Origin of the sequence: Octadecabacter sp. B2R22 (assembly GCF_018861045.1) — a bacterium.
Taxonomy (GTDB): Bacteria; Pseudomonadota; Alphaproteobacteria; order Rhodobacterales; family Rhodobacteraceae; genus Octadecabacter.
Genome location: NZ_JAHKQJ010000010.1, coordinates 336,321 through 357,736 on the forward strand (window position 1 = coordinate 336,321; position 21,416 = coordinate 357,736).

A 21,416-nucleotide genomic window follows, 5' to 3' on the forward strand; every position below is an offset into this window, starting at 1 on the left:
ATAAGTGAACAATCTGGCTATATTATGTCGGGTGCGACGTGAATTTTTCAATGGATTACACCAGAAGGTGACGGGTTAGGCGGTGATTTGTTCATGGTCCCCTAGTGTTTAGCGGTTTTTGACCTAGATTTGGCGTATGGGACTTAGGGATGACATCAGGGCGTGCCGCATATGCGAGCGGCGATTTGCGGCAACACAGACGCAACATCAACCGCGTCCCGTGGCGTGGTTTTCCGCAAGCGCGCGGATATTGATCGCGGGCCAAGCACCGGGAATGAAGGTCTATAATAGCGGTAAGCCGTTCACCGATCCATCGGGTGATCGTTTGCGGGACTGGTTGGGGCTGGATGACGCTGCGTTTTATGACCTGACCCGCATCGCTATTGTTCCGATGGCGTTCTGTTTTCCAGGGTATGACGCCAATGGATCGGATTTGCCGCCGCCAAAGATATGCGGGGAGACGTGGCATGATCGTGTGATGGAGAGTTTGCCTGACGTTCGGTTAAGCGTCTTGGTCGGGGCTGCGGCGCATCGCTATCATTTGGGACTAAAGACAAGTGTTACGGATACTGTGAAGGCTTGGCGCGATCATTCGCCCGACACCTTTGCCTTGCCACATCCGTCTTGGCGCAATACCGCATGGTTGAAGAAAAACGCGTGGTTTGGGGAAGAGGTTTTGCCCGCCCTACGCACCCGCGTAAAAGAGGTTTTGAATGACTAACGAGACAGAGATCGACGTGACTGACATTGATCAAGCACATGCTGCGATGACGGCAAATGAAGAAGACGACATCGCGCGGTTGCGGTTTTATGAACGCCTGTCAGAGACAGAGTTGTTCATGCTGCTAGAGGATGAGGCCGAGGGCGATCAGGTGACGCCCGCCTTGTTTGAGGTTGAGGACCAATCGTTCGTTCTGATTTTTGATCGCGAAGCCCGCATGTCAGAGTTTTACGGCAAAGACATCGCGCCTTACGCGGCCTTGTCGGGGCGCGGTATGGCGCAGATGTTGCAGGGCCAACGCATTGGCATGGCGTTGAATATGGGCGTTGCTCCGTCAGCGATGCTGATCCCAGCAGAGGCCGTGGATTGGTTGGCGCAAACCTTGGGCAGCGATGCCGAAGAGGTTGAAGGGCAAATCACAGAACTAACAGCGCCTAAAGGTCTACCAGAGACTTTGCTTGAAGCGTTGGACCGGAAATTGGCCACAGCCGCAGGGCTGGCGGTCGAAGCATATCTTTGTGGCGTTACCTATGATGGCGGCGGGCGCGGGCATATGTTGGCATTTGTCGGGACGGTCGAAGGTGCTGAGGCCGCGTTGACGGCTGCGGTGAACGAAGCGCTGGTGTTTTCAGGGATTGATGCAGGTATGTTGGATGTCGCGCACCTTGAAGGTGGCGATCCGGTGTCCGAACGTGTTGCAAAGGTCGGGTTGCGGTTTGATTTGCCGACGCCTCAGATGCCAAGCCAACCGGGGGCGAACCCTGGCATGGACCCAAGCAAGCCGCCTAAGTTGAACTAGTCAATAGCCGCGGCTGCGATCAACGAGGTGCAAAAACGCCTTTCCGTCCTCGCCGCGGCGCATGTTTTCGGCGATGCAATTGGCCGCCGTCTTCGGGCGGGTTGTGGATGCAATATGGGGCGTGACTGTGACAAGCGGATGTGCCCAGAACACGTGATTTTCCGGCAGGGGTTCAGTGCGGAAAACGTCCAATGTGGCGTGGGCGATGTTTGCCCCAAGTGCCGCAATCAAGGCGTCATCATCAATCAGAGGCCCTCGGCCCGGATTGATAATAAAGGCCCCCTTCGCCAGCAGGGCGAGCGTTTCAGCGTTGATAATGTTCGTTGTCGCGTCGGTGAGCGGCAGCAACAGGATCAAGATTTCGGCGTCGGTAAGCGCACGGTGAAGGCCGTCGTCGCCAGAATGGCAGGTGACGCCGTCGACTGCTTTCTGAGACCGGCTCCAGCCTGAAACAGGAAAACCCAAGTCACGCAGCGCTTTGGCACAGGCCACGCCCAATTCACCAAGGCCAAGGATCGTCACAGGGCGATCAGAGGCCAAGGGGGGATAGTCGGTACGCCAGATGCCGTCTTGTCCGTTGATATGCTGATCAATTCCCATGTGGTGGCGCATGGTGTGGGCAACAACCCATTCGACCATACCGTCTGTCAGGCCTTTATCGACCATCCTCGCCAGCGGTTGGGTCAATGTTGGGTTGGGCGCGATGTCTTCGACGCCGGCCCAAAGGTTTAACACGGCTTTGCAGCGGGTAAACGGTGCGAAGTCTTGAACAGGGCCATTGGGGGCGGCGATGATGTAATCAACTGTTTCGGGCGGATGATCGCGTGAGAGATCCACATTAAGGCCGAGTTTTTCGAACGCCGGTGGCAAAGCCTCAGAGTAGTCAGGCCAAGCGGCATCGCTTGCGGAGAAGAGCGCGTTGATCATCGTGGTTTATGCACGTGCGCGGATTGCACGAGGCCAAAGGCCACCATCAACACCAACATCGCCGAGCCGCCATAGCTGACGAGTGGCAGGGGCACACCCACAACAGGCGCCAGCCCCATGACCATCGCCATGTTGACGGCGAAGAACAGAAAGAAGGTGACGGCGACGCCCATGGTGACCAAAGAAGCAAAGCGATCCTTGTTGGTGACCGCAGATTGCACGCAGAAGATGATGATCAAGGTATAGAGGATCAACAGGCCGAACGCCCCGACAAAGCCGAATTCTTCAGCTAACGTAGTGAAGATAAAGTCGGTGTGCTTTTCGGGAAGAAAATTCAGGCGGCTTTGGGTGCCTTGCATAAACCCTCGCCCCGTCCAGCCGCCCGAACCAAGCGCGATCTTTGCTTGAGTAATGTGGTAGCCCGCGCCCAAGGGGTCTTGGGTTGGGTCCAAAAACGTATCGATGCGTCGGTACTGGTAGTCCTTCAACACCTGCCAACCGGTTCCCCGTGATTGGAAAACAGCAACGACCAAGCCAAACATCCCAGCGATCACTGTGGCAAAATACGCCCAATGCACACCTGCAAGGAACATGATTGCACCGCCGCCCGCGACCATTAGCATCGTGGTGCCAAGGTCTGGTTGGCTCAACACGAGGTAGGCAGGGGCGGCGATGAATAACAACGGAACAATGATCCAGACGGGTTTGCTCACCTTGTTCAGGGGCAGCCAGTCATAGTAGGCGGCCAGCAACATAATCAGCGTGATTTTCATCATTTCCGAAGGCTGGAAATCCATGAACTTAAGATCAAGCCATCGCTGGGAGCCGTTGCGTTCGACCCCGATGAAATCAACCAAAACGAGCAAGATCAGTGCGACGGTATAGCCGACCACGGCCATATTTCGCCAAAACCAGATCGGGACCATTGCCATAGAGATCATCACTGCAAGGCCGAGCCCGAACCGCTGCACTTGTGGCGTAACCCAAGGGGTCATTGATCCACCAGCAACGGAGTAAAGCATCAAGAAGCCAAAGCCCGACACGGCTGTGATCAAAAAGACGACAGGCCAGTTCAGATGCAGCAGCTTTCTGAATCCGGAGGGGACGTATTTTACCTGATACTCAAGATAGCTCATCAGGTGTCTTCCGTATCGCGGCCAGGTTGGATATCGCGGATCATGCTTTCCAAGCGGCGTTGCTGATCCGCAATCTGGCCACGAACGGCAGACGGATACGCAGACAATGGCGGGGTGCCGTCGTACAAAGCCTGAAGCAAGACGTCCCGTGCAATTGGCGCTGCGGCGGTGGAACCGCCTCCGCCATGCTCGACAACCACTGCGACCGCGTACTTCGGGTTTTCAGCGGGTGCGAAGGCCACATAGAGGGCGTGGTCACGGGCTTCCCACGGAAGGTCGGCATTTCGCGTGATGACGTTACCGTTTTCGTCCCGCGCAATGGCGCGCACTTGGCTGGTTCCGGTCTTACCGGCCATCTTGAATTCTTCGACGGCAATTCGGGCGCGATAGGCGGTGCCACGTGAATTGTTCGAGACGTCATACATCGCGCGGCGAACGCGGCGCAGGTTGTTTTCATTGATGCCTAGGCTTTCGCCTGCGCCAGAGGGTTGTTCCACTCCGTCAATGGAGCGGACAAGCCGAGGCGCGACGGCGCGCCCCGTAGCGATACGTGCGGACATCACTGCCAATTGCAGGGGCGAAGTTGCTACGTAGCCCTGACCGATTGAAGCGTTCACCGTATCGCCAACGCGCCAGTCTTCGCCACGGGTTTCGCGTTTCCATGCTTTGTCCGGCATGATGCCAGACCTAATCGCGGACATCGGCAGTTCGTGACGTTCCCCTAGGCCGAGTTTTCGTCCCATGGCTGCAATCTTATCGATGCCGACGCGCTGGGCGATATCGTAGTAATACACGTCGCAGGACTGTTTCAGACTTTCGTTCAGGTTCATGTTGCCATGGCCCGAGCGTTTCCAGCAGTGGAAACGCACATCAAATACATCCGCATGACCGACGCAGCGCACGGTGTCTTCGGCTTCGATAACGCCATCTTCCAAAGCCGCCAGCGCCGTTACCATCTTGAACGTGGATCCCGGAGGATAGGTGCCCTGCACAGTTTTCGCCGCAAGAGGGCGGCGGTGCAGTTTGGGATCGACCTCACGTTCGTTAAGTTCATTCCAGAGCGTCGTAGAAATCCCCTGTACAAAGACATTGGGGTCATAGGTCGGCGCCGACGCGATCCCTTTGATGTCGCCGTTCGTGACATCCATGACGATCGCGGCGGCTGAATCGCCGTGAAGCCGCGCCTGCATGTAGTTTTGCAGTTTTGCGTCGACAGTCAGCTGAATATCGGCCCCGGGAATGCCTTCGACGCGATCAAGTTCGCGCATGACACGGCCAGCGGCGTTGACTTCGACCCGTTTCGTGCCCGCCGACCCACGTAATTCCTGTTCAAGCCGGTTTTCGACCATCGTTTTACCGATCTGGAAACGCGGAATTTGCAAAAGGGGGTCTTGGTCTTCGATGCGGCTCAGATCGTAGTCACTGACGGGGCCGACATATCCAACGACATGGGCCAGATCAGCACCCTGCGGATAGATGCGACTGCGGCCCAATTCGGCCACGACACCGGGCAACGCGGGCGCATTGACGGTCACGCGTGCGACGTCTTCCCATGTCATCCGTTCAGCCACCGTGACGGGCACAAACGGGGATCGCGCCTTGAGCTCCTCGCGTGCCTTTTCGAGCCGCTCAGGGTCCAACGCGATCAGTCGCCCAAGACGGGCAAGAATTTCATCGACGTCACCCGCACCTTCACGGGTCATCGTGACGGTGTAGTGCTGTTCATTATCCGCAATCACCACCCCGTTGGCGTCATAGATCAGGCCGCGGGCAGGGGGGATGAGACCAATGTTGATGCGGTTTTCTTCCGCAAGCATACGAAACGTGTCGGCTTGTTCGACCTGCATCGACCCCATTCGCGCGCCTAAGATACCAATGATCCCAAGTTGCGCCGTCCCAAGCAGCATCGCGCGCCGCGAAAGGCGACGGTTGCTGTCTTCGGTTTCCTTGGGCCCGCGTTTCATATCCTGTGTCCTAATTCGTCCACTTGTCCCGGAGCTGGTCGGCTAACGCCAAAAAGGATGTATGAGAGAAAAACAACCAGCGGGTATGCCAGTATATTAAGACTCAATTGCAGCAATCCCAACCCTATCGACGCATCTGAAACCAGAACCATCGATAACGTGAACCAATAGATGCCCGAAATTACGGCGATTCCAGTGCTGACAGTCGCCCATTCCAACCAGAATGGCATCGTGCGCATGTGCCGTGCTCGGCTGCGCAGGATTTCAGTCAGGATGACCACCAAGGCCGTCCAAAGCCCCGGGGGGCGTTGAAACAACATGTCTGCCAGAAAGAAAATTGCAGCGATAACGAAAACGGGGGCAAAAGACGGACGGCGTGAAACCCACGTGACCGTAAGCAACAGCAAAAAACTTGGCATGATCCAACGTTTTGGATCTGCAAAGGTTTCAAATTCTATCGGCGAAGAGGGGGTGGCGCCACGTTGTTCGATTGGCCAAAGCGACGTGCCCCCTAAACCGGGTGGCACTGTTTCCAGCGGAATGAGTTGGCAAAAGATGAGGAATAAACCGAGGAAGGCGAACGTTATTCGGCCAATCCATTTGCGACGGGTGAGCGTGTTGTCAGCCATCCGAACCATCGCCCGAGCCGTCGTCGGCCTCTGTTTCCTCGGTTGAAACAGGCGCGAAAAGGGGCGCAAGAAGTGATCCGGCTTCTTCGATGCGCGCAGCAGGCTGGCTGCGCAAGACACGAAGGAACTCTAAACGTTCAAGGTCCGCCGACAACCGTGTGCGCATACGACCATCAGTGCCACGCGCAAGTTGTCCAACGGGCAAGTCGGCAGGGAAAACACCGCCATCGCCTGATGTTACAACGCGATCACCGGGCTTCACGAGATCAGAATCTTCGATGAATTGCAGTAAGGGGTTGATCGTGTTGTCCCCTGACAGAATGGCCCTTTGCCCAGACGGCTGAATCGTAACTGGGATTTGGCTTGAGGTGTCGGTGACAAGGATCACGCGCGAGGTTTGTTCGCCAACGCCGGAAATCCGTCCGACAAGACCGATACCATCCATGGCTGGCCAGCCATCAAGAATACCGTCTCGCGATCCGACGTTCAGCAGGACCGATTGACGGTAGGGGGATCCGGAATCCGCCATCACTACGCCTGTGATCCGCGTTAACTGGGGATCAAGCTGGACATTGATGAGCTCCCGCAGGCGCGCGTTTTCTTGGTCTAGCTGAATTGCAGCCTCGCGCCAGCTTTTCATGTCCTGAAGTTCGCGGCGCAGGTCGACGTTTTGTTGGGCAAGGCGTTGATAAGATTGGAAGTCGGACAGCAAGTTCGCGATGCCCGTCACAGGGGCCATTGCCCAATCAAAACTGGGAACCACGGCGTCGATCACCATCATACGAAACCGTTCAACGCGTGGGTTGTCGATGCGCCAAATCAGGAACGTGCCAAGCAGGAACAGCACCAAAACACCGACCAGCAAGCGCCGGACGGGATTTACATAGTCTTCCTTCTGCTGTCGGTCCCGTGCCAATAACGCGGCCCCCTAGATCAGCTGTCGTAGTCGATTACATGCCGCAGCTGGGTCTCGTATTCCAGTGCTTTACCGGTTCCGAGCGCAACGCAGTTCAGGCTTTCGTCAGCGACCGAAATCGCAAGGCCGGTTTGTTCGCGTAGGGCCAAGTCAAGTTCGCCAAGCAAAGCGCCGCCACCTGTCAACATCACGCCGCGGTCAACAATGTCGGCCGCCAAATCCGGTGGGGTTGCTTCAAGCGCTGTCATAACCGCTTCGCAGATTTGCTGAACGGGTTCGGCAAGGGCTTCGGCGACTTGGGCTTGTGAAATTTCGGTTTCCTTTGGCACGCCATTCAAAAGGTCGCGGCCACGGATGTGCATGGACTGGCCACGGCCATCATCGGGCATACGGGCTGTACCAATGGATGTCTTGATGCGTTCGGCGGTTGCTTCACCGATCAACAGGTTATGCTGACGACGCAGGTAGGAAATAATCGCTTCATCCATGCGGTCACCACCGACACGTACAGAACGCGCGTAGACGATGTCGCCAAGCGACAGAACCGCCACTTCGGTTGTACCGCCGCCAATATCGACAACCATATTGCCTGTTGGGTCCGTGATCGGCATGCCCGCACCAATCGCGGCAGCAATCGGTTCTGCGATCAAACCGGCTCGGCGGGCACCAGCTGAGAGAACGGACTGGCGAATGGCACGTTTTTCGACGGGTGTGGCACCGTGGGGCACACAAACGATAATCTTGGGCTTAGAGAAGGTAGAGCGACGGTGCACCTTACGGATAAAGTGTTTGATCATCTCTTCGGCAGTGTCAAAGTCGGCAATTACGCCTTCGCGCATGGGGCGAATTGCATTGATGGAACCGGGGGTGCGACCCAGCATTAGTTTGGCGTCTTCGCCCACGGCGAGCACTTTCTTAACGCCATCTTTCATATGGTATGCGACCACCGAAGGCTCTGACAAAACAATGCCTTTGCCCTTCACGTAAACGAGCGTGTTCGCAGTTCCGAGGTCGATCGCCATATCAGACGAAAAGAGGTTGCCTAAGCCAAACATAGAGATGCCGTTCCCATAGTAATATCGCCCGCGACTCCCCTAAGGATACGGACCCTCGCGGTTATAGGGCGAGGCGGTGTTGGGGGGAAGGGGGGTTGCGCTTAGGCTGCGCGTTATTCCGCCGCGATTTGATCGAAGGACAGCCCGCCGATACGGTTGCCATTTTCGTTGAGCCCGTACTCGGCGATCATCAGGCCCAAATCAGGTGCGTACACTTTTTGGCCGAAGCGGGTTTGACCATCTTCGTCCGAGATGCTCTCGTCAATGCGCCAGATCGTGTACTCGCAGCCACTCAGGGTCGCAGACCCCAGAGCGGTGAGGTCAAGTGTCTGAGTGATGCGCCCTATTTCTTCAGCGCCTTCAAAAACAGTGACCTCTGACGACCAAGTTCTTAGCGTTGCAAGGTTATCCAGCTCGTCGAGTGAAGTTTCATATTCTGTTCGCGCACCCGAACCGGAATGAGGCAGCGCCAGCGGATGTTCAAAAAACAATTCAATGCGAATGTTTTGGCCCGAGAACTGTCTAACACTTGTAATGGCGAGGCCGCGCGGTGTTATGCGGTTCTCCATAAAGACCGGTTCGATAGTGCTCGAAAGCGTGATCGTTTTGCCCGCGTCAAGGTCGGCGGCTGTGGGGCAGTCTTGCGCGACTGCCCCTGTGGAACTTGCGATCAGTGCAAGAGCAAGCCTCATTCGCCGGCATCCGTATACCGAATTTCCGGTGTGTCAGACCCAGCTGCGACCTTTTCGCGCCGCACCAGCAAACGGTTGAGCGCATTGATATAGGCTTTGGCGCTGGCCACGACCGTGTCGGTGTCAGCGGATTGGCCCGTGGCAATGCGGCCGTCTTCTTCCATGCGCACAGATACGGTCGCTTGCGCGTCAGTGCCTTCGGTCACGGCGTGCACTTGGTAAAGCTGCAGTCGAGCGCCGTGCGGGAACAATGCCTTAACCGCATTGAATGTCGCATCAACGGGGCCATCGCCCGTTGCTGATGTACTGTGATCTTCGCCGTCGATTTCCAGAACCATGTCCGCCTTTTGCGGGCCGTTCATGCCGCATACGACTGTTAGGTCCTTCAGTTTCAAGCGGTCGTCTTCGGTGTTGTTCTGACGGATCAGCGCGATCAGGTCGTCATCAAAAACTTCCTTTTTACGGTCCGCTAGATCCTTGAAGCGTACGAATACGTCTTTCAGCTCGTTGTCGCCCATCTCGTAGCCGAGCTTTTCCAGTTTATCACGCAGTGCGGCGCGGCCAGAGTGTTTGCCCAGTGGAAGGGATGTGCCGCTCAGGCCGACGTCTTCGGGTTTCATCACCTCGAACGTCTCGCGGTTTTTCAACATGCCGTCTTGGTGGATGCCGGATTCATGGGCAAAGGCGTTCTTGCCGACGATGGCTTTGTTGAACTGCACAGGGAAGCCGGACACCGTCGCGACTCGCCGCGATATGTTCATTATCTTGGTTGTGTCGATCTTGGTATTGTACGGCATGATGTCCTTGCGGACTTTCATCGCCATAACGACTTCTTCGAGTGCGGTGTTACCAGCACGTTCGCCCAAGCCATTGATTGTGCATTCAATTTGGCGCGCGCCACCCGCAACAGCGGCCAGCGAGTTCGCGGTCGCCATGCCAAGGTCATTGTGACAATGGGTTGAGAAGATCACGGTGTCTGCGTTGTCGACTTCGGCAATCAGGCGTTTGATCAGATCAGCGGATTCGACAGGTTCGGTATAGCCCACGGTGTCTGGGATGTTGATCGTCGTCGCACCTGCTTTGATCGCGATATCAACTGTGCGTTTCAGGAAACCCCATTCGGTGCGGGTCGCGTCCATGGAGGACCATTGAACGTTGTCACACAGGTTGCGGGCATGGGTGACGCACTCATGGATGCGGTCTGCCATTTCATCCATAGTCAGGTTCGGGATCGCGCGGTGCAGTGGGGACGTGCCGATAAACGTATGAATGCGCGGGGATTTGGCGTGTTTCACGGCTTCCCAGCAGCGGTCGATGTCTTTGAAGTTGGCACGAGACAGCCCGCAGATCGTTGATCTATCGGCGCGTCGCGCGATCTCGGACACCGCATTAAAGTCGCCCTCAGACGCAATCGGAAAACCCGCTTCGATGATGTCGACGCCCATGTCGTCCAGCATTTCAGCAATTTCCAGTTTCTCGTCGTGAGTCATTGTCGCGCCTGGGGATTGCTCGCCGTCGCGCAGAGTCGTGTCAAAGATCAGAACTTGATCGGTCATTTTGGTATTTCCTTGTTTTCCTTAGTGTTTCTTGGCGCGATCAATCCCCTGAGCGGTCGCGCCGAAGGGCACGCTCAGAGGCGACTAAGGAGGAGGCCGAGGAGCGGCCGGATATATGCGATCTGCATCATGGGTGCGACTATACTCACAGGATTTCGTTTTGGAAGGGGGTGGTGCAAATTATATGGACGCAGGCTGTGGCTGCCGTAAGCTGGGTGAATGAATAAAGCATTGGTCATTGGCACATCGGGCGGAATTGGGTCCGCTTTGGCGCAAGAGTTGCAGTCACGCGGCTTTGCTGTAACTGGCGTATCGCGATCTGGCGACGGGTTGGATGTAACTGACAAGGATTCGGTTGAACGTGTCTTGCGCGGGCTTGAGGGGCCGTTTGATGCAATCTTCGTGGCGATTGGGACGTTGGCCGCAGGCGGTGCGCCCGAAAAGGCGCTCAGCGCGATTGATCCAGCACGGATGGTGGATATCTATGCTGTAAATGCCGTTGGGCCTGCGTTGGTCTTGGCGCAGCTGGAACGGCTGTTGCCGACGGACCGCGCTAGTTTCGTCGGGGTCTTGTCTGCGCGGGTTGGATCGATTGGCGATAATAAAATCGGCGGGTGGCATTCTTATCGGGCGTCCAAGGCGGCTTTGAACCAGATTGTTCGCGGCGCGGCGATCGAATTTGGGCGCAAGCGGCGCAATGCCGTGGTCGTTGCCTTGCATCCAGGCACGGTCGCAACCGAATTTACCCGCGATTATCCTGCCCACAAAAAGGTGTCAGCCAAAGACGCGGCGGCGAACCTTTGTGACGTGATGAAGCGGTTAGAACCCTCCCAGTCGGGTCGATTTTTTGCCTATGATGGCGTTGAGATAGATTGGTGAGAGATGTGCGACGCCTGCACGCGGATGATCCTGCATTGGCGCAGGCTTTGGATGTCATGCGGGGCGCGTTTGCAGGGATGAACGGGCGGATCAATCCGCCATCGTCATTGGAAAGCATGACTGTTGATGATCTTCGCGATCCAGCGTCCGAAGTTTGGGTCTTTGGTCATCCTGTGGCCGGCACTGTGGTTCTGACGCCGAAACCTCGCGTGCTTTACGTTGGCAAGCTGGCGGTGGCGGGCAAGCGGCGCGGGGTTGGCCGGATGTTGATGGCAGTGGCCGAAGATCGAGCGCGCGCATTGAGGCTGGAGTGGCTCGAGCTGCAAAGCCGAGTAGAACTGGTAGAGGTTCACGCGGTGTTTAAGGCGCTAGGGTTTTCAGAAGTGATGCGAACGACCCATGAAGGGTTCAAGCGGCCGACCAGTATTACGTTTCGGAAAGCGGTTAGGTGAAAATGAACATCAACCAAATTCTTGCTGTCGATTGTTGTTGTTAACGGAGTGAATCTTCCGGATCTTGAACTTTTAACGTTGGCTCAATAGCGAATAGTTCCCAGTATCATTGTTATTTGCGCAAAATTTTGGTACATTTTTATTGGTCCTCGATTTTGAAGGGCTCTTTTTGAACGATACTAATTTTTGGAGCTATTATTATGAAAAAGTTTATTGGCGCGTTAGCGCTTTCTATTGCTGCTTTCGGCTCAAGTTTTGCACAGGCTGCAACTTTGATTGTCGATGACGTGACGTTTGGTACGTCTTCCGTGTTGCGCGACACCACAAACAATCAAGATTTTCTTCGGCTCGATTTGACCATGGGGTATGGCTATAGCGGTATTTCTAGTGAATTCGGTGTTGGTGGTGATTTTGAAGGGTGGTCTGTTGCTTCTACAATGATCATGGATGCGTTGGGTGTTTCTGCCGGTGTCATTAACGGGTCTACAGATGTCGGGCAGATCGGTATCGCCGAGAGCCTTAGGGATTTCTTTTGCCCGGCAAGCACATGTGTCAACCTTTCGTCGACACATGAATATGCCCGAGGGTTGGTTAGTGATTCAACGGCTGTCGCTGGAACGGTGGACGCATTTTCGATTGGGCGCCGCTTCAATGTGGATCCCAACGAGGTTGATTTTCGGATCAGCGGTTACGGGGGTCTGAACGCCATCAATGAAGAGGTTTGGTTGACACGAACGGCGCTGACACCTGTGCCACTTCCGGCTGCTGGCTGGCTGTTGATTGCCGGTTTGGCGGGCATGGGCGTTGTCGGCCGACGCAAGAAGGTTTGACTGGCAGTCTTCGGAGCAAAGTAAAGCGCCCCCATACGGGGGCGTTTTCATTCCAACGGAGGCGTTTCGTCTCACGTTTCGAAGTGGATCAGGTTGGTTGAATGCATGTCTATAAACCTGACGCTGTTTTTAGGGCGCAATTTGAACCGTTATTCCAATCGATCGCCAATCCGCTGGATCGTCTGACAAACCCAAAACGCTCATGGATTCTGACCCAGCTAGTCCACGACCTTCGAAAACTACTGAAATATTAGTCACTGTCAGACCGTCCCTAGAGACTAGGCAGGAAATTGCACCTTCGACATCTCCGAACGCGCTTTGAAATTTGACTGCCGTATACGTCGCCAGAAAACCAATACTCGATTGAGCAATTTGATTGGCATCTAAGGAAATGCCGTTTAGCCCTCTGAACCCCGGAGCGATTGCGTCTTCGAATGAAGCGGTGCAGGCGGCATCTACGCCTTCGAAGACGGGCTGGGTTTAATTGTATGCCCGTGAAACGGACAAGCTCTGGGCTGATACTGGCGTCGCGATGCCCAAAATAAAAGCGGTCGCTATCTTTAAATACACTCGGGATATTTCGTTTTTCACTCGGTCGCCGCATCCTCAACCACAACACCGTCCGTTGCTGGGTTCGCTGTGCCTTGGGTCACCAATGCGCCGTCTTGCCATTCGCCCTCAGCCACTTGGCCTGAGGCGGCGTAAGTCATTGTGCCTTCGCCTTGGCGGCGGCCCGAGCGGAACATGCCGCTGTAGATGTCGCCATTGGTGTATGTTGCAACGCCAAGGCCAGAGATTTCGCCTGTGTCCCATTGGCCTTCATATGTGAAACCGTCGGCCATGGTGATTTTACCTGCCCCGTTGCGTTGGCCGCCTGCAAATTCGCCCTCATAGATTGTGCCATCGGCGTACGTCGCCGTGCCAAAGCCTTCGCGTTGGCCGTTCGCCCATGTGCCGACATAGGTATAGCCATCCGCATACGTCATCGTGCCTTGGCCATGGTTCTTCGCATTAAGGAATTCACCTTCATAGACCAGCCCGTTTTCGTATGTCGCAACGCCAGTGCCGTTGATAACGCCAGACTCCCAGCCGCCTGCATAGGTCGAACCGTCGGGATAGGTGATCGTCCCTGTTCCATGGGCAAGGTCGTTTTCAAAAGTACCCGCATAGGTGGAGCCGTCGGGATAGGTGACTTCACCAGTGCCCTCAATCTGACCTTCGGACCATTGCCCCGCATAGCGGTAGCCGTCAGCGCCCGTAAATGTACCGTCGCCGTCGCGCAGGTCGTTCACAAAGCCGCCTTGGTATACGTCGCCGTTGGCATAAGTAACGGTGCCCGTGCCCGCACGCTTGCCGTCAACAAGGTCACCTTCATAGATGTCGCCGTTGGGCTGGGTGAGGCGGCCTGTGCCGCTCATCTGGCCGGCGTTCCACGTGCCTGCATAAATTAGGCCGTCTGCCATGGTCAGAGTGCCGACGCCTTGGCGTTCGCCATCCGAAAGGGTGCCTTGATAGATCGCACCGTCAGGGTAGGTGATCGTACCTTCGCCTTCTTTGACGCCATTGACCCATGGGCCTTCGTAAATGTAGCCGCCGGGGCTGCGCATGGTGCCTTGGCCGTGGTGCATGGCATTTCGGAAGTCGCCTTCATAGACGACGCCATTGGCATAGCGCGCAATGCCACGTCCCGTGATCTTTCCGTCCAGCCAATCGCCTTCATAAGTGCCGCCATCGGCAAAGTTGATCACGCCAAAGCCCTCGGGTTTGCCTGCTGCGAACTGGCCTTCGTAGATAGACCCATTGGGGAAACGCGCTGTGCCTTGGCCGCGAATCTCTCCTTCGAACCATTCGCCGGTGTATTCATAGCCGTTGGGCAGGGTGTATGTGCCTTGGCCGTGTTGCAGCCCCGCGAGGAATTGGCCCTCGTAGATGCCGCCATCGTCGTATTGTTTCGTCTGCACAGATTGGGACAGTGCAGGGTTTGCCAGCAATAGAGCGGCGATCAATGGAGTGGCGAGGCGCAACATAGGGGCAGGTCTTTCATGCGAAATTTGGCAAAGAATAGGCGGAGTACGCATGTAAGACAACGGGGCTTTCGCGGGTTCGGCTTCCCCTTGCCGTTCATCGGCATTAAGTGGGGGTAAGACGCACGAAAGGTCGCACCATGAGCAAGAGTTTTCGCCTAACGATGGCGCAGTTGAATCCGACAGTCGGGGATATCGCAGGTAATGCAGCCAAGGCGAAGGCCGCATGGGATGAAGCCCGTGCTGCGGACGCGGATATGGTCATGCTACCAGAGATGTTTTTGGTCGGGTATCAGACGCAAGATTTGATCGTAAAACCTGCTTTTCAAGAAGCCGCCCGTGATGCGTTGGAAGCTTTGGCGAAAGAATGCGCAGATGGTCCGATGCTGGGCATTGGCGGGCCGTTGGCCGAGGTGTCGGATGAAGGTGCCAAGCTCCACAATGCCTATTTCATTCTGAAGGGCGGCAAGGTGCACGCCACAACACGCAAGTATTTCTTGCCTAACTTCAATGTCTTCGATGAGGTCCGCCTGTTTTCACGCTCGGATATGCAAGGCCCTTGGGATGCGGGTGATTTACGCATTGGCACACCGATCTGCGAGGATTCTTGGTATCCTGACGTTTGCGAGGCCATGGTCGAAAGCGGCGCTGACGTTTTGATGGTGCCCAATGGCAGCCCATATTTCCGCGACAAACATGAATACCGCATGAACCAGATGGTTGCGCGGGTGACGGAATGTGATGTGCCGTTGGTTTATCTAAATATGGTCGGCGGGCAGGATGACCAAGTGTTTGATGGCGGGTCTTTTGTGCTGAACAAACACGGCGCCTTGGCGGTGCAACTGCCTTGGTTCGACGAGGCCATCGTCCATGTTGATTTCACCCAAACCGATGATGGCTGGGTGGCTGAGAGCGGCGAAAAAATCTTGGAACCAGACAGTCTGGAAACCGATTATGCCGCCATCGTGATGGGCCTGCGCGATTACATGGCAAAGACGGGTTTCAAAAAGGTCCTGTTGGGACTGTCAGGTGGCGTGGATTCGGCGATTGTGGCGGCGATTGCGGCTGATGCTTTGGGGCCAGAAAACGTGCGCTGTGTGATGTTGCCGTCCGAGTATACCTCAGAGGGGTCTTTAACGGATGCCAAAGCTGCGGCCGCGGCGCTGGGCGTGACCTATGATATCGTGCCAATCGGCCCGACCCGCGATGCGGTGACAGAAACCTTGGCCCCGCTGTTTGCTGGGTTGGATGAAGGTCTAACCGAAGAAAACATTCAAAGCCGTATTCGCGGCCTGCTGCTTATGGCGCAGTCCAACAAGTTTGGGGAAATGCTGCTGACGACAGGCAATAAATCCGAAGTCGCAGTGGGTTATGCTACGATTTATGGGGATATGGCTGGTGGATATAATCCGATCAAAGACCTCTATAAAACGCGGGTATTTGATATTTGCCGCTGGCGGAATGCTAATCATCGCCCGTGGATGAAAGCCCTAGAAGGCGAAATGATCCCTGTTGCGATCATCGACAAACCGCCAAGTGCTGAGCTGCGCGATGATCAAAAAGACAGTGACAGCCTGCCCGAATACGACGTGCTGGATGGCATTCTTGAAATGCTGGTGGATGAAGAGGCGAGCGTCGCTGATTGCGTTGCGGCAGGTTATGATCGCGCGATCGTCAAGAAAATCGAACACCTGCTTTATATTAGTGAATACAAACGTTTCCAATCTGCTCCGGGTCCAAGGTTGTCGATGAAGGCCTTTTGGCTGGACCGAAGGTATCCAATCGTAAATCGCTGGCGCGACAACAGCGGCCAGACCTAAAGCGTTTCGATCTGAGTTTGGAGCAGCACGTTTTCGAAGTCGGACAACAAACAAAGTTGCGTGCCTTCGGTCATGCACGCCGCTGAAGCAGCCGCGGCGCCATAACGAAATGCGTCTTCCATGGGCAAATCGCGCGCGAGCGCCATAGTCAGCCCGCCAAGAAAACTGTCGCCGGCACCGACACGTGACCGAACTTCGACGTTTGCTGCATTGACGCGGAGCTGTTGTTGCCCGTCGGCCAGCACAGAACCGTCACGCCCGCGCGCCACAATGACGGTTCGGGCAGCCCCTTGGTCGACCAGATATTTGGCGAAATCCGCGCTGTCCTTGCGTGTTACCAGTGGTCGCCGCGCGAGGGTTTCGGCCTCGCGCTGGTCCATCCGAAGCATAAAGGGCGGTCTATCTTGACCCGCAGCCAGATGCGCAAGGGCAGGGCCAGACGTGTCGATCAGGATTTCCGCATCGGTTTGCGAAAGGTCCTGACAGATTTCGGCGTATAGGTCCGGCGCGGCACCGTTTGGTCCGCTTCCAGATAGGACGACGAACCCGTTGGGCTGAGTGACAGATACCAACGACATCCGCATCGCCTGCAATTGCGCCGCGTTCCAATCTGGACCCGCGAGCATGAATCGGAACTGTTCGCTTGTGCTAAGGTCGGTAACGGCAAGGCTTTGACGGGTGTCCCCTGGGGCGTCATAGGCAATGATATCCAGTCCAGCTTTTTCCAGAAGCTGCTGAACCGTGTCGCCCGTATTCCCCCCAAGCGCCACGAACGGCCGCGCGGTGCCGCCGAGCTGATGGATTGCACGCGCGACATTCAGCCCGCCACCGCCCGGGTCCGGATCTGGTTGGGTGCAGCGCAGCTTTTCGTTTGGCCGCACTTGGGGCGCGGATGTCGCCAGATCAAGTGCCGGGTTTAGAGTAACGGTTAGGATGTCACGCACAACGTCGCCTTTCATAGCCTCAAAACGGACCTGCTATTGAAGCATTAAGTGACAGGTTTCTGAGTGCAAGCAAGTTAGGCGACACATGCACTACGCCGTGTTATTCTGTCTGCGATAGCATGGAGGTTTCTATGGCGGGCTCCAAGAATAAGACCCAAGCGACGAGTACGGATGTTGACGCCTTTATACAGGGTGTTGAACACCCCACGCGTCGTGCTGACGCTCTGGCGTTGGATGAGCTATTCCAAAAGATCACGGGATGGTCGCCGCGCATGTGGGGCCCAACGATCATAGGCTACGGGCAATATCACTATATTTATGATTCAGGCCGTGAGGGTGACATGTGTGCGACGGGGTTTAGCCCGCGTAAGTCAAACCTCAGCCTTTATATCATGCCCGGCTATCAGGATTTTGGCGATCTTTTGGCGCGGCTGGGCAAACACAAAACCGGCGCCGCGTGTCTTTATATCAACAAGCTGGCGGATGTGGATTTGGCAGTGCTGGAAGAGATTATCCGTGCTGGACTGTCTGATCTTGATAAGAAATGGCCCGTGAGACCGAGTTAGAGGCGGGCAAGCTTTGTGATGAGCGTGTAGATAAACACAAAGGCGAAGCCGACGATCGTCAATCCTCCGAGCGTAGCGGAAAGATTCCATGCCGCTTCGCTTACAGCAGTGTCGACGCCGTGGGATGAGACGTAGAAATCGTTACCGTCACGGTATCCGTTGATGGCATCGCCGCCGATGATCATGCTGTGAACGAAGAAGGTCCCAAACAACGCGAAAAAGGCGAGGAACACGCGTTTTTCGTATTTTTTGAGATTTGGATCTATCTTCGGCATACTGCTTATATGGACATTGCAGTGTGGCTATGAAAGGTCACGCAGCAACAAATCATACCGGATTCCTTGTCATGACAACCACTCGCTTCGCCCCATCGCCAACTGGCTATTTGCACATCGGTAACCTACGTGCTGCGCTGTTTAACGCCGCGATTGCACGACAGGCGGGTGGTACGTTCATCTTGCGCATTGATGACACGGATCCTGAGCGATCCAAGCAGGAATACATCGATGGCATTATGGAAGACCTGACTTGGTTGGGGCTGACGTGGGATCGTGTTGAATATCAGTCCAAACGGTTGGACCGCTATGATCTGGCAAAACAAAAGCTCATTGAAATGGGCCGTTTGTATGAGTGTTTTGAAACGCCGGTTGAGCTGGACTTGAAACGCAAAAAACAGATGAACATGGGTAAACCACCGGTCTATGACCGTGCGGCTTTGGCCTTGTCTGAGGATGAGAAAGACACCCTTCGTGCGGAGCGTGGCAGTCATTGGCGGTTCAAGCTTGATCACAAGCGGATTGAATGGGCCGACGGGATTATTGGCGACATTTCGATTGATGCAGCATCTGTCAGTGACCCAGTGCTGTTCAAGAATGACGGGCAGATTTTGTATACCCTGGCATCGGTTGTCGATGACACAGAGATGGGCGTGACTAATGTTGTGCGCGGGTCAGACCACGTGACCAACACGGCCACACAAATCCAGATGATCGAAGCGCTGGGTGGCACCGTGCCAAACTTTGCGCACCATTCGTTGCTGACAGGCCCTCAGGGTGAGGCGCTATCAAAACGTTTGGGCACGCTTGCACTGCGCGATTTGCGGGCCAAGGGCGTGGCCCCGATGGCCGTTCTGTCCCTGATGGCGCGTTTGGGGTCGTCTGATCCGGTCGAGTTGCGTGAAACCGTGGATGAAGTCATTGCAGGGTTCGACCTGAAGAAATTCGGATCGGCGCCGACTAAGTTTAACGCTGATGATTTGGGGCCGCTGACGGCCCGTTGGTTGGCAGCGCGCCCGTACGAAACCGTTGCAGACACGGTGGGCGATCTTGGTGTGCCTGCTGAACTTGGTGAGCGGTTCTGGAATGTGGTCCGTGAAAACATCACCCACCTTGGTGAAATGGCCGAATGGTGGGCTGTGTTCCGAGACGGGGCAGAGCCGCAGATTGCTGATGAAGACGCGGAGTTTATTCCACAGGCCTTGGCTCTTTTGGGTGATCCGCCCTATGCGGATGATACTTGGGGCACTTGGACTGGCGCTGTGAAAGAGGCCACAGGTCGCAAGGGTAAGGGGCTGTTTATGCCGCTGCGCCATGCGGTGACAGGGCGCACGCGCGGGCCAGAAATGGCGGACGTAATGCCACTGTTGCAGGTCAAACCGAAGGGCTAACTGCATACCCATCTGGGTTTGTTGCGGGCGTTGACGTCTAATTCACTGCACAACGCCTGTTCGGTTTTGTTGCCTTGCTTCACTTCGGCCTGAGGCAGATAGTCCACCGCATGAATGAACAGGCAAAATTTCTCAGCGGATCGTTGATGCGTCACATCACCGTCATGGCGCTTACGTCGTCGGTTGGTTTGATGGCGGTGTTTCTGGTCGACTTTATCGACATGATTTTCATCTCGATGCTGGGTAAGGCAGAACTGGCTGCGGCCATCGGTTATGCGGGTGCGATCCTGTTTTTCACATCGTCATTCGGGATCGGCATGGCAATTGCAGGTGGCGCTTTGGTGGCGCGTGCCTTGGGCGAAGGTGATGAAGGTCTGGCTCAACGGCAGGCGACAAATGTGCTGATCTTTGGGGCTTTGTTTGGCGCCGTGTTTGCGGCAGTTGTCTGGCTCAACCTTGGCGCTATTGTCGGTTTGGTTGGCGCGACTGGGCAGACCGCAGATCTGGCGATTAGTTATCTGAGCATCATCATTCCGTCGTTGCCAATGCTGCTAATCGGCATGGTTGGTGGCGCGATCCTTCGCGCGCACGGTGATGCGCGCCGTTCAATGTTGGCGACGATTGTTGGCGCTGTGGTGAATGGGGTTCTTGATCCAATTTTGATATTTGGATTCGGGATGGAATTGCAGGGGGCTGCTTGGGCCTCGGTTGTGGCACGTGTCGCGATTGGGGTGACGGCCTTGGTGCCGATCATTCGCTTTTATGGCGGATTTGGGCGGCCCAATTTGGCAAGCATGTTGCCGGATTTGCGCCCTGTGATGATCATCGCATTTCCAGCGATCCTTACACAGTTGGCGACGCCTGTTGGGCAGGCTTATGTCACCCGCGCGATGTCGGAATTCGGCGAGGATGCCGTCGCGGGCATGGCGATTGTCGGTCGCCTGACGCCTGTAGCATTCGCGATTATTTTTGCGCTGTCGGGCGCCATTGGTCCGGTTATCGGGCAGAACTTTGGCGCGAGACAGATGGACCGTGTGAACGGCGCGTTCCGCGAGGGGCTGATCTTTACAGCTGGCGTTGTGGTGATTGTGTCGGGGCTTTTGTTTGCAGCACGACCACTGTTGGTAATGTTGTTTGAGCTTGATGGCCAAGCACAGGGGTTGGTCTTCTTGTTCGCGGGGCCACTAAGCCTGATGTGGTTCTTCAACGGGATGATCTTTGTCAGCAACGCGGCCTGCAACAATATGGGCCATCCGTTCTATTCGACTATTGTGAATTGGGGGCGGCATACGCTTGGTACGATCCCGTTTGTCATTGTGTTTTCAGCATGGTTCGGCGCGGGTGGCGTGTTGATCGGGCAGGCTGTGGGCGGCGTTTTATTTGGCCTGATCGCCTTTGTAATCGCGCTGCGGGTCATGCGCGGGGGCGGTGGGTCTGCTGGGGCGGATGGTGTCCACAAGCAGGCGCGCATCTTTGGCTGGATGTACAAGAACCGATAACTCCGCGAGTGCGTTGTCTACTGTATCTCGGGTGTTCGCGGCCAGTGGTTGCGAGCGTGGGTAAAGCGGGTCGCTACGATCATCAAGGATTGGCCCCCAGCCGTGTGTCGTCGCAAAGAAATGGGCCGCGCCGTCGTCGCCCATGAGAGACGTATAGCCAGAGACGACAACATCCAGATAGCTGAGCAAGATTGGATGCCCCATGCTGGGCGGCGCGATATGGTCTGGGTTGGCCTCGTAAACCGCGGTATCGGTTTTGAATTGGTCGGTCACATCGCGGCGCAGGTAGGCGTGTTCGCGGGCATCAAGTGCGTTCCAGTCGGCATTTGGGACACCTGCGG

Annotated in this window: 20 protein-coding genes; 9 read left to right on the forward strand and 11 right to left on the reverse strand. The window is 55.8% G+C overall.

The genetic code is table 11. The annotated features are described in order from the left end of the window. The first annotated feature begins 136 nt into the window (after window positions 1–136). Window positions 137–721: a uracil-DNA glycosylase family protein gene (locus tag KO486_RS14540; protein WP_216038001.1), complete on the forward strand. Its 585-nt coding sequence runs from the start codon at window positions 137–139 to the stop codon at window positions 719–721. Further along, a complete protein-coding gene (locus KO486_RS14545; protein ID WP_216038002.1) occupies window positions 714–1,520 on the forward strand; it encodes an SseB family protein in 807 nt (268 codons plus the stop codon). The genes KO486_RS14540 and KO486_RS14545 overlap by 8 nt, the downstream gene beginning before the upstream one ends. Here the strand turns inward: KO486_RS14545 and KO486_RS14550 are convergent, their stop codons facing one another. The 8 genes from KO486_RS14550 to KO486_RS14585 form a co-directional block, all read right to left on the reverse strand. After that, window positions 1,521–2,447, reverse strand: a complete 927-nt coding sequence (locus KO486_RS14550) for a glyoxylate/hydroxypyruvate reductase A (RefSeq protein ID WP_216038003.1) — start codon at window positions 2,445–2,447, stop codon at window positions 1,521–1,523. Continuing rightward, window positions 2,444–3,583: a rod shape-determining protein RodA gene (rodA, locus tag KO486_RS14555; protein ID WP_216038004.1), complete on the reverse strand. Its 1,140-nt coding sequence runs from the start codon at window positions 3,581–3,583 to the stop codon at window positions 2,444–2,446. Before rodA ends, KO486_RS14550 begins: the two co-directional genes overlap by 4 nt. Then, window positions 3,583–5,547, reverse strand: coding sequence for a penicillin-binding protein 2 (mrdA, locus tag KO486_RS14560; RefSeq protein WP_216038005.1), 1,965 nt, complete (start codon window positions 5,545–5,547; stop codon window positions 3,583–3,585). Before mrdA ends, rodA begins: the two co-directional genes overlap by 1 nt. Continuing rightward, a complete protein-coding gene (locus tag KO486_RS14565) occupies window positions 5,544–6,176 on the reverse strand; it encodes a hypothetical protein (protein ID WP_216038006.1) in 633 nt (210 codons plus the stop codon). The genes mrdA and KO486_RS14565 overlap by 4 nt, the downstream gene beginning before the upstream one ends. Beyond that, a complete protein-coding gene (gene mreC, locus KO486_RS14570) occupies window positions 6,169–7,092 on the reverse strand; it encodes a rod shape-determining protein MreC (RefSeq protein WP_216038007.1) in 924 nt (307 codons plus the stop codon). The genes KO486_RS14565 and mreC overlap by 8 nt, the downstream gene beginning before the upstream one ends. A gap of 17 nt (window positions 7,093–7,109) precedes the next feature. Continuing rightward, window positions 7,110–8,147: a rod shape-determining protein gene (locus tag KO486_RS14575; protein ID WP_216038008.1), complete on the reverse strand. Its 1,038-nt coding sequence runs from the start codon at window positions 8,145–8,147 to the stop codon at window positions 7,110–7,112. A gap of 113 nt (window positions 8,148–8,260) precedes the next feature. Beyond that, window positions 8,261–8,839, reverse strand: coding sequence for a hypothetical protein (locus KO486_RS14580; protein ID WP_216038009.1), 579 nt, complete (start codon window positions 8,837–8,839; stop codon window positions 8,261–8,263). Then, entirely contained in the window at window positions 8,836–10,395 is a 1,560-nt protein-coding gene (locus KO486_RS14585) for a 2-isopropylmalate synthase (protein WP_216038010.1), read from the reverse strand. The genes KO486_RS14580 and KO486_RS14585 overlap by 4 nt, the downstream gene beginning before the upstream one ends. 219 nt (window positions 10,396–10,614) lie before the next feature. On the opposite strand from KO486_RS14585, the gene KO486_RS14590 reads away from it, so the two are divergent. The 3 genes from KO486_RS14590 (at window position 10,615) to KO486_RS14600 (ending at window position 12,556) form a co-directional block, all read left to right on the forward strand. Next, the gene (locus KO486_RS14590; RefSeq protein ID WP_216038011.1) at window positions 10,615–11,274 is read left to right on the forward strand and encodes an SDR family NAD(P)-dependent oxidoreductase; all 660 of its coding nucleotides are present in this window, start codon (window positions 10,615–10,617) and stop codon (window positions 11,272–11,274) included. 5 nt (window positions 11,275–11,279) lie between these two features. Beyond that, window positions 11,280–11,726 (forward strand): GNAT family N-acetyltransferase, encoded by a 447-nt coding sequence (locus tag KO486_RS14595; RefSeq protein ID WP_303435314.1) that lies wholly within the window; start codon window positions 11,280–11,282, stop codon window positions 11,724–11,726. Between the two features lie 200 nt (window positions 11,727–11,926). Further along, window positions 11,927–12,556 (forward strand): VPLPA-CTERM sorting domain-containing protein, encoded by a 630-nt coding sequence (locus KO486_RS14600; protein ID WP_216038012.1) that lies wholly within the window; start codon window positions 11,927–11,929, stop codon window positions 12,554–12,556. 587 nt (window positions 12,557–13,143) lie between these two features. Here the strand turns inward: KO486_RS14600 and KO486_RS14605 are convergent. Further along, window positions 13,144–14,583 (reverse strand): 2-isopropylmalate synthase, encoded by a 1,440-nt coding sequence (locus KO486_RS14605; RefSeq protein ID WP_216038013.1) that lies wholly within the window; start codon window positions 14,581–14,583, stop codon window positions 13,144–13,146. Between the two features lie 137 nt (window positions 14,584–14,720). Between KO486_RS14605 and KO486_RS14610 the strand changes: the two genes are divergently transcribed. Further along, entirely contained in the window at window positions 14,721–16,400 is a 1,680-nt protein-coding gene (locus KO486_RS14610) for an NAD+ synthase (protein WP_216038014.1), read from the forward strand. On the opposite strand, the gene KO486_RS14615 is transcribed toward KO486_RS14610, so the two are convergent. Continuing rightward, a complete protein-coding gene (locus KO486_RS14615) occupies window positions 16,397–17,344 on the reverse strand; it encodes a 1-phosphofructokinase family hexose kinase (protein WP_216038015.1) in 948 nt (315 codons plus the stop codon). The genes KO486_RS14610 and KO486_RS14615 overlap by 4 nt on opposite strands. Window positions 17,345–17,475: 131 nt before the next feature. Between KO486_RS14615 and KO486_RS14620 the strand changes: the two genes are divergently transcribed. Then, complete coding sequence (locus KO486_RS14620; protein ID WP_216038016.1) at window positions 17,476–17,910, forward strand: DUF1801 domain-containing protein; 435 nt, start codon at window positions 17,476–17,478, stop codon at window positions 17,908–17,910. On the opposite strand, the gene KO486_RS14625 is transcribed toward KO486_RS14620, so the two are convergent. Further along, entirely contained in the window at window positions 17,907–18,185 is a 279-nt protein-coding gene (locus KO486_RS14625) for a hypothetical protein (RefSeq protein ID WP_216038017.1), read from the reverse strand. The two genes, KO486_RS14620 and KO486_RS14625, sit on opposite strands and share 4 nt — an antisense overlap. Window positions 18,186–18,256: 71 nt before the next feature. On the opposite strand from KO486_RS14625, the gene gltX reads away from it, so the two are divergent. Beyond that, window positions 18,257–19,576 (forward strand): glutamate--tRNA ligase, encoded by a 1,320-nt coding sequence (gene gltX / locus KO486_RS14630; RefSeq protein ID WP_216038018.1) that lies wholly within the window; start codon window positions 18,257–18,259, stop codon window positions 19,574–19,576. 110 nt (window positions 19,577–19,686) lie between these two features. Continuing rightward, entirely contained in the window at window positions 19,687–21,075 is a 1,389-nt protein-coding gene (locus KO486_RS14635; protein ID WP_216038019.1) for an MATE family efflux transporter, read from the forward strand. The last annotated feature ends 341 nt before the right edge of the window (window positions 21,076–21,416 follow it).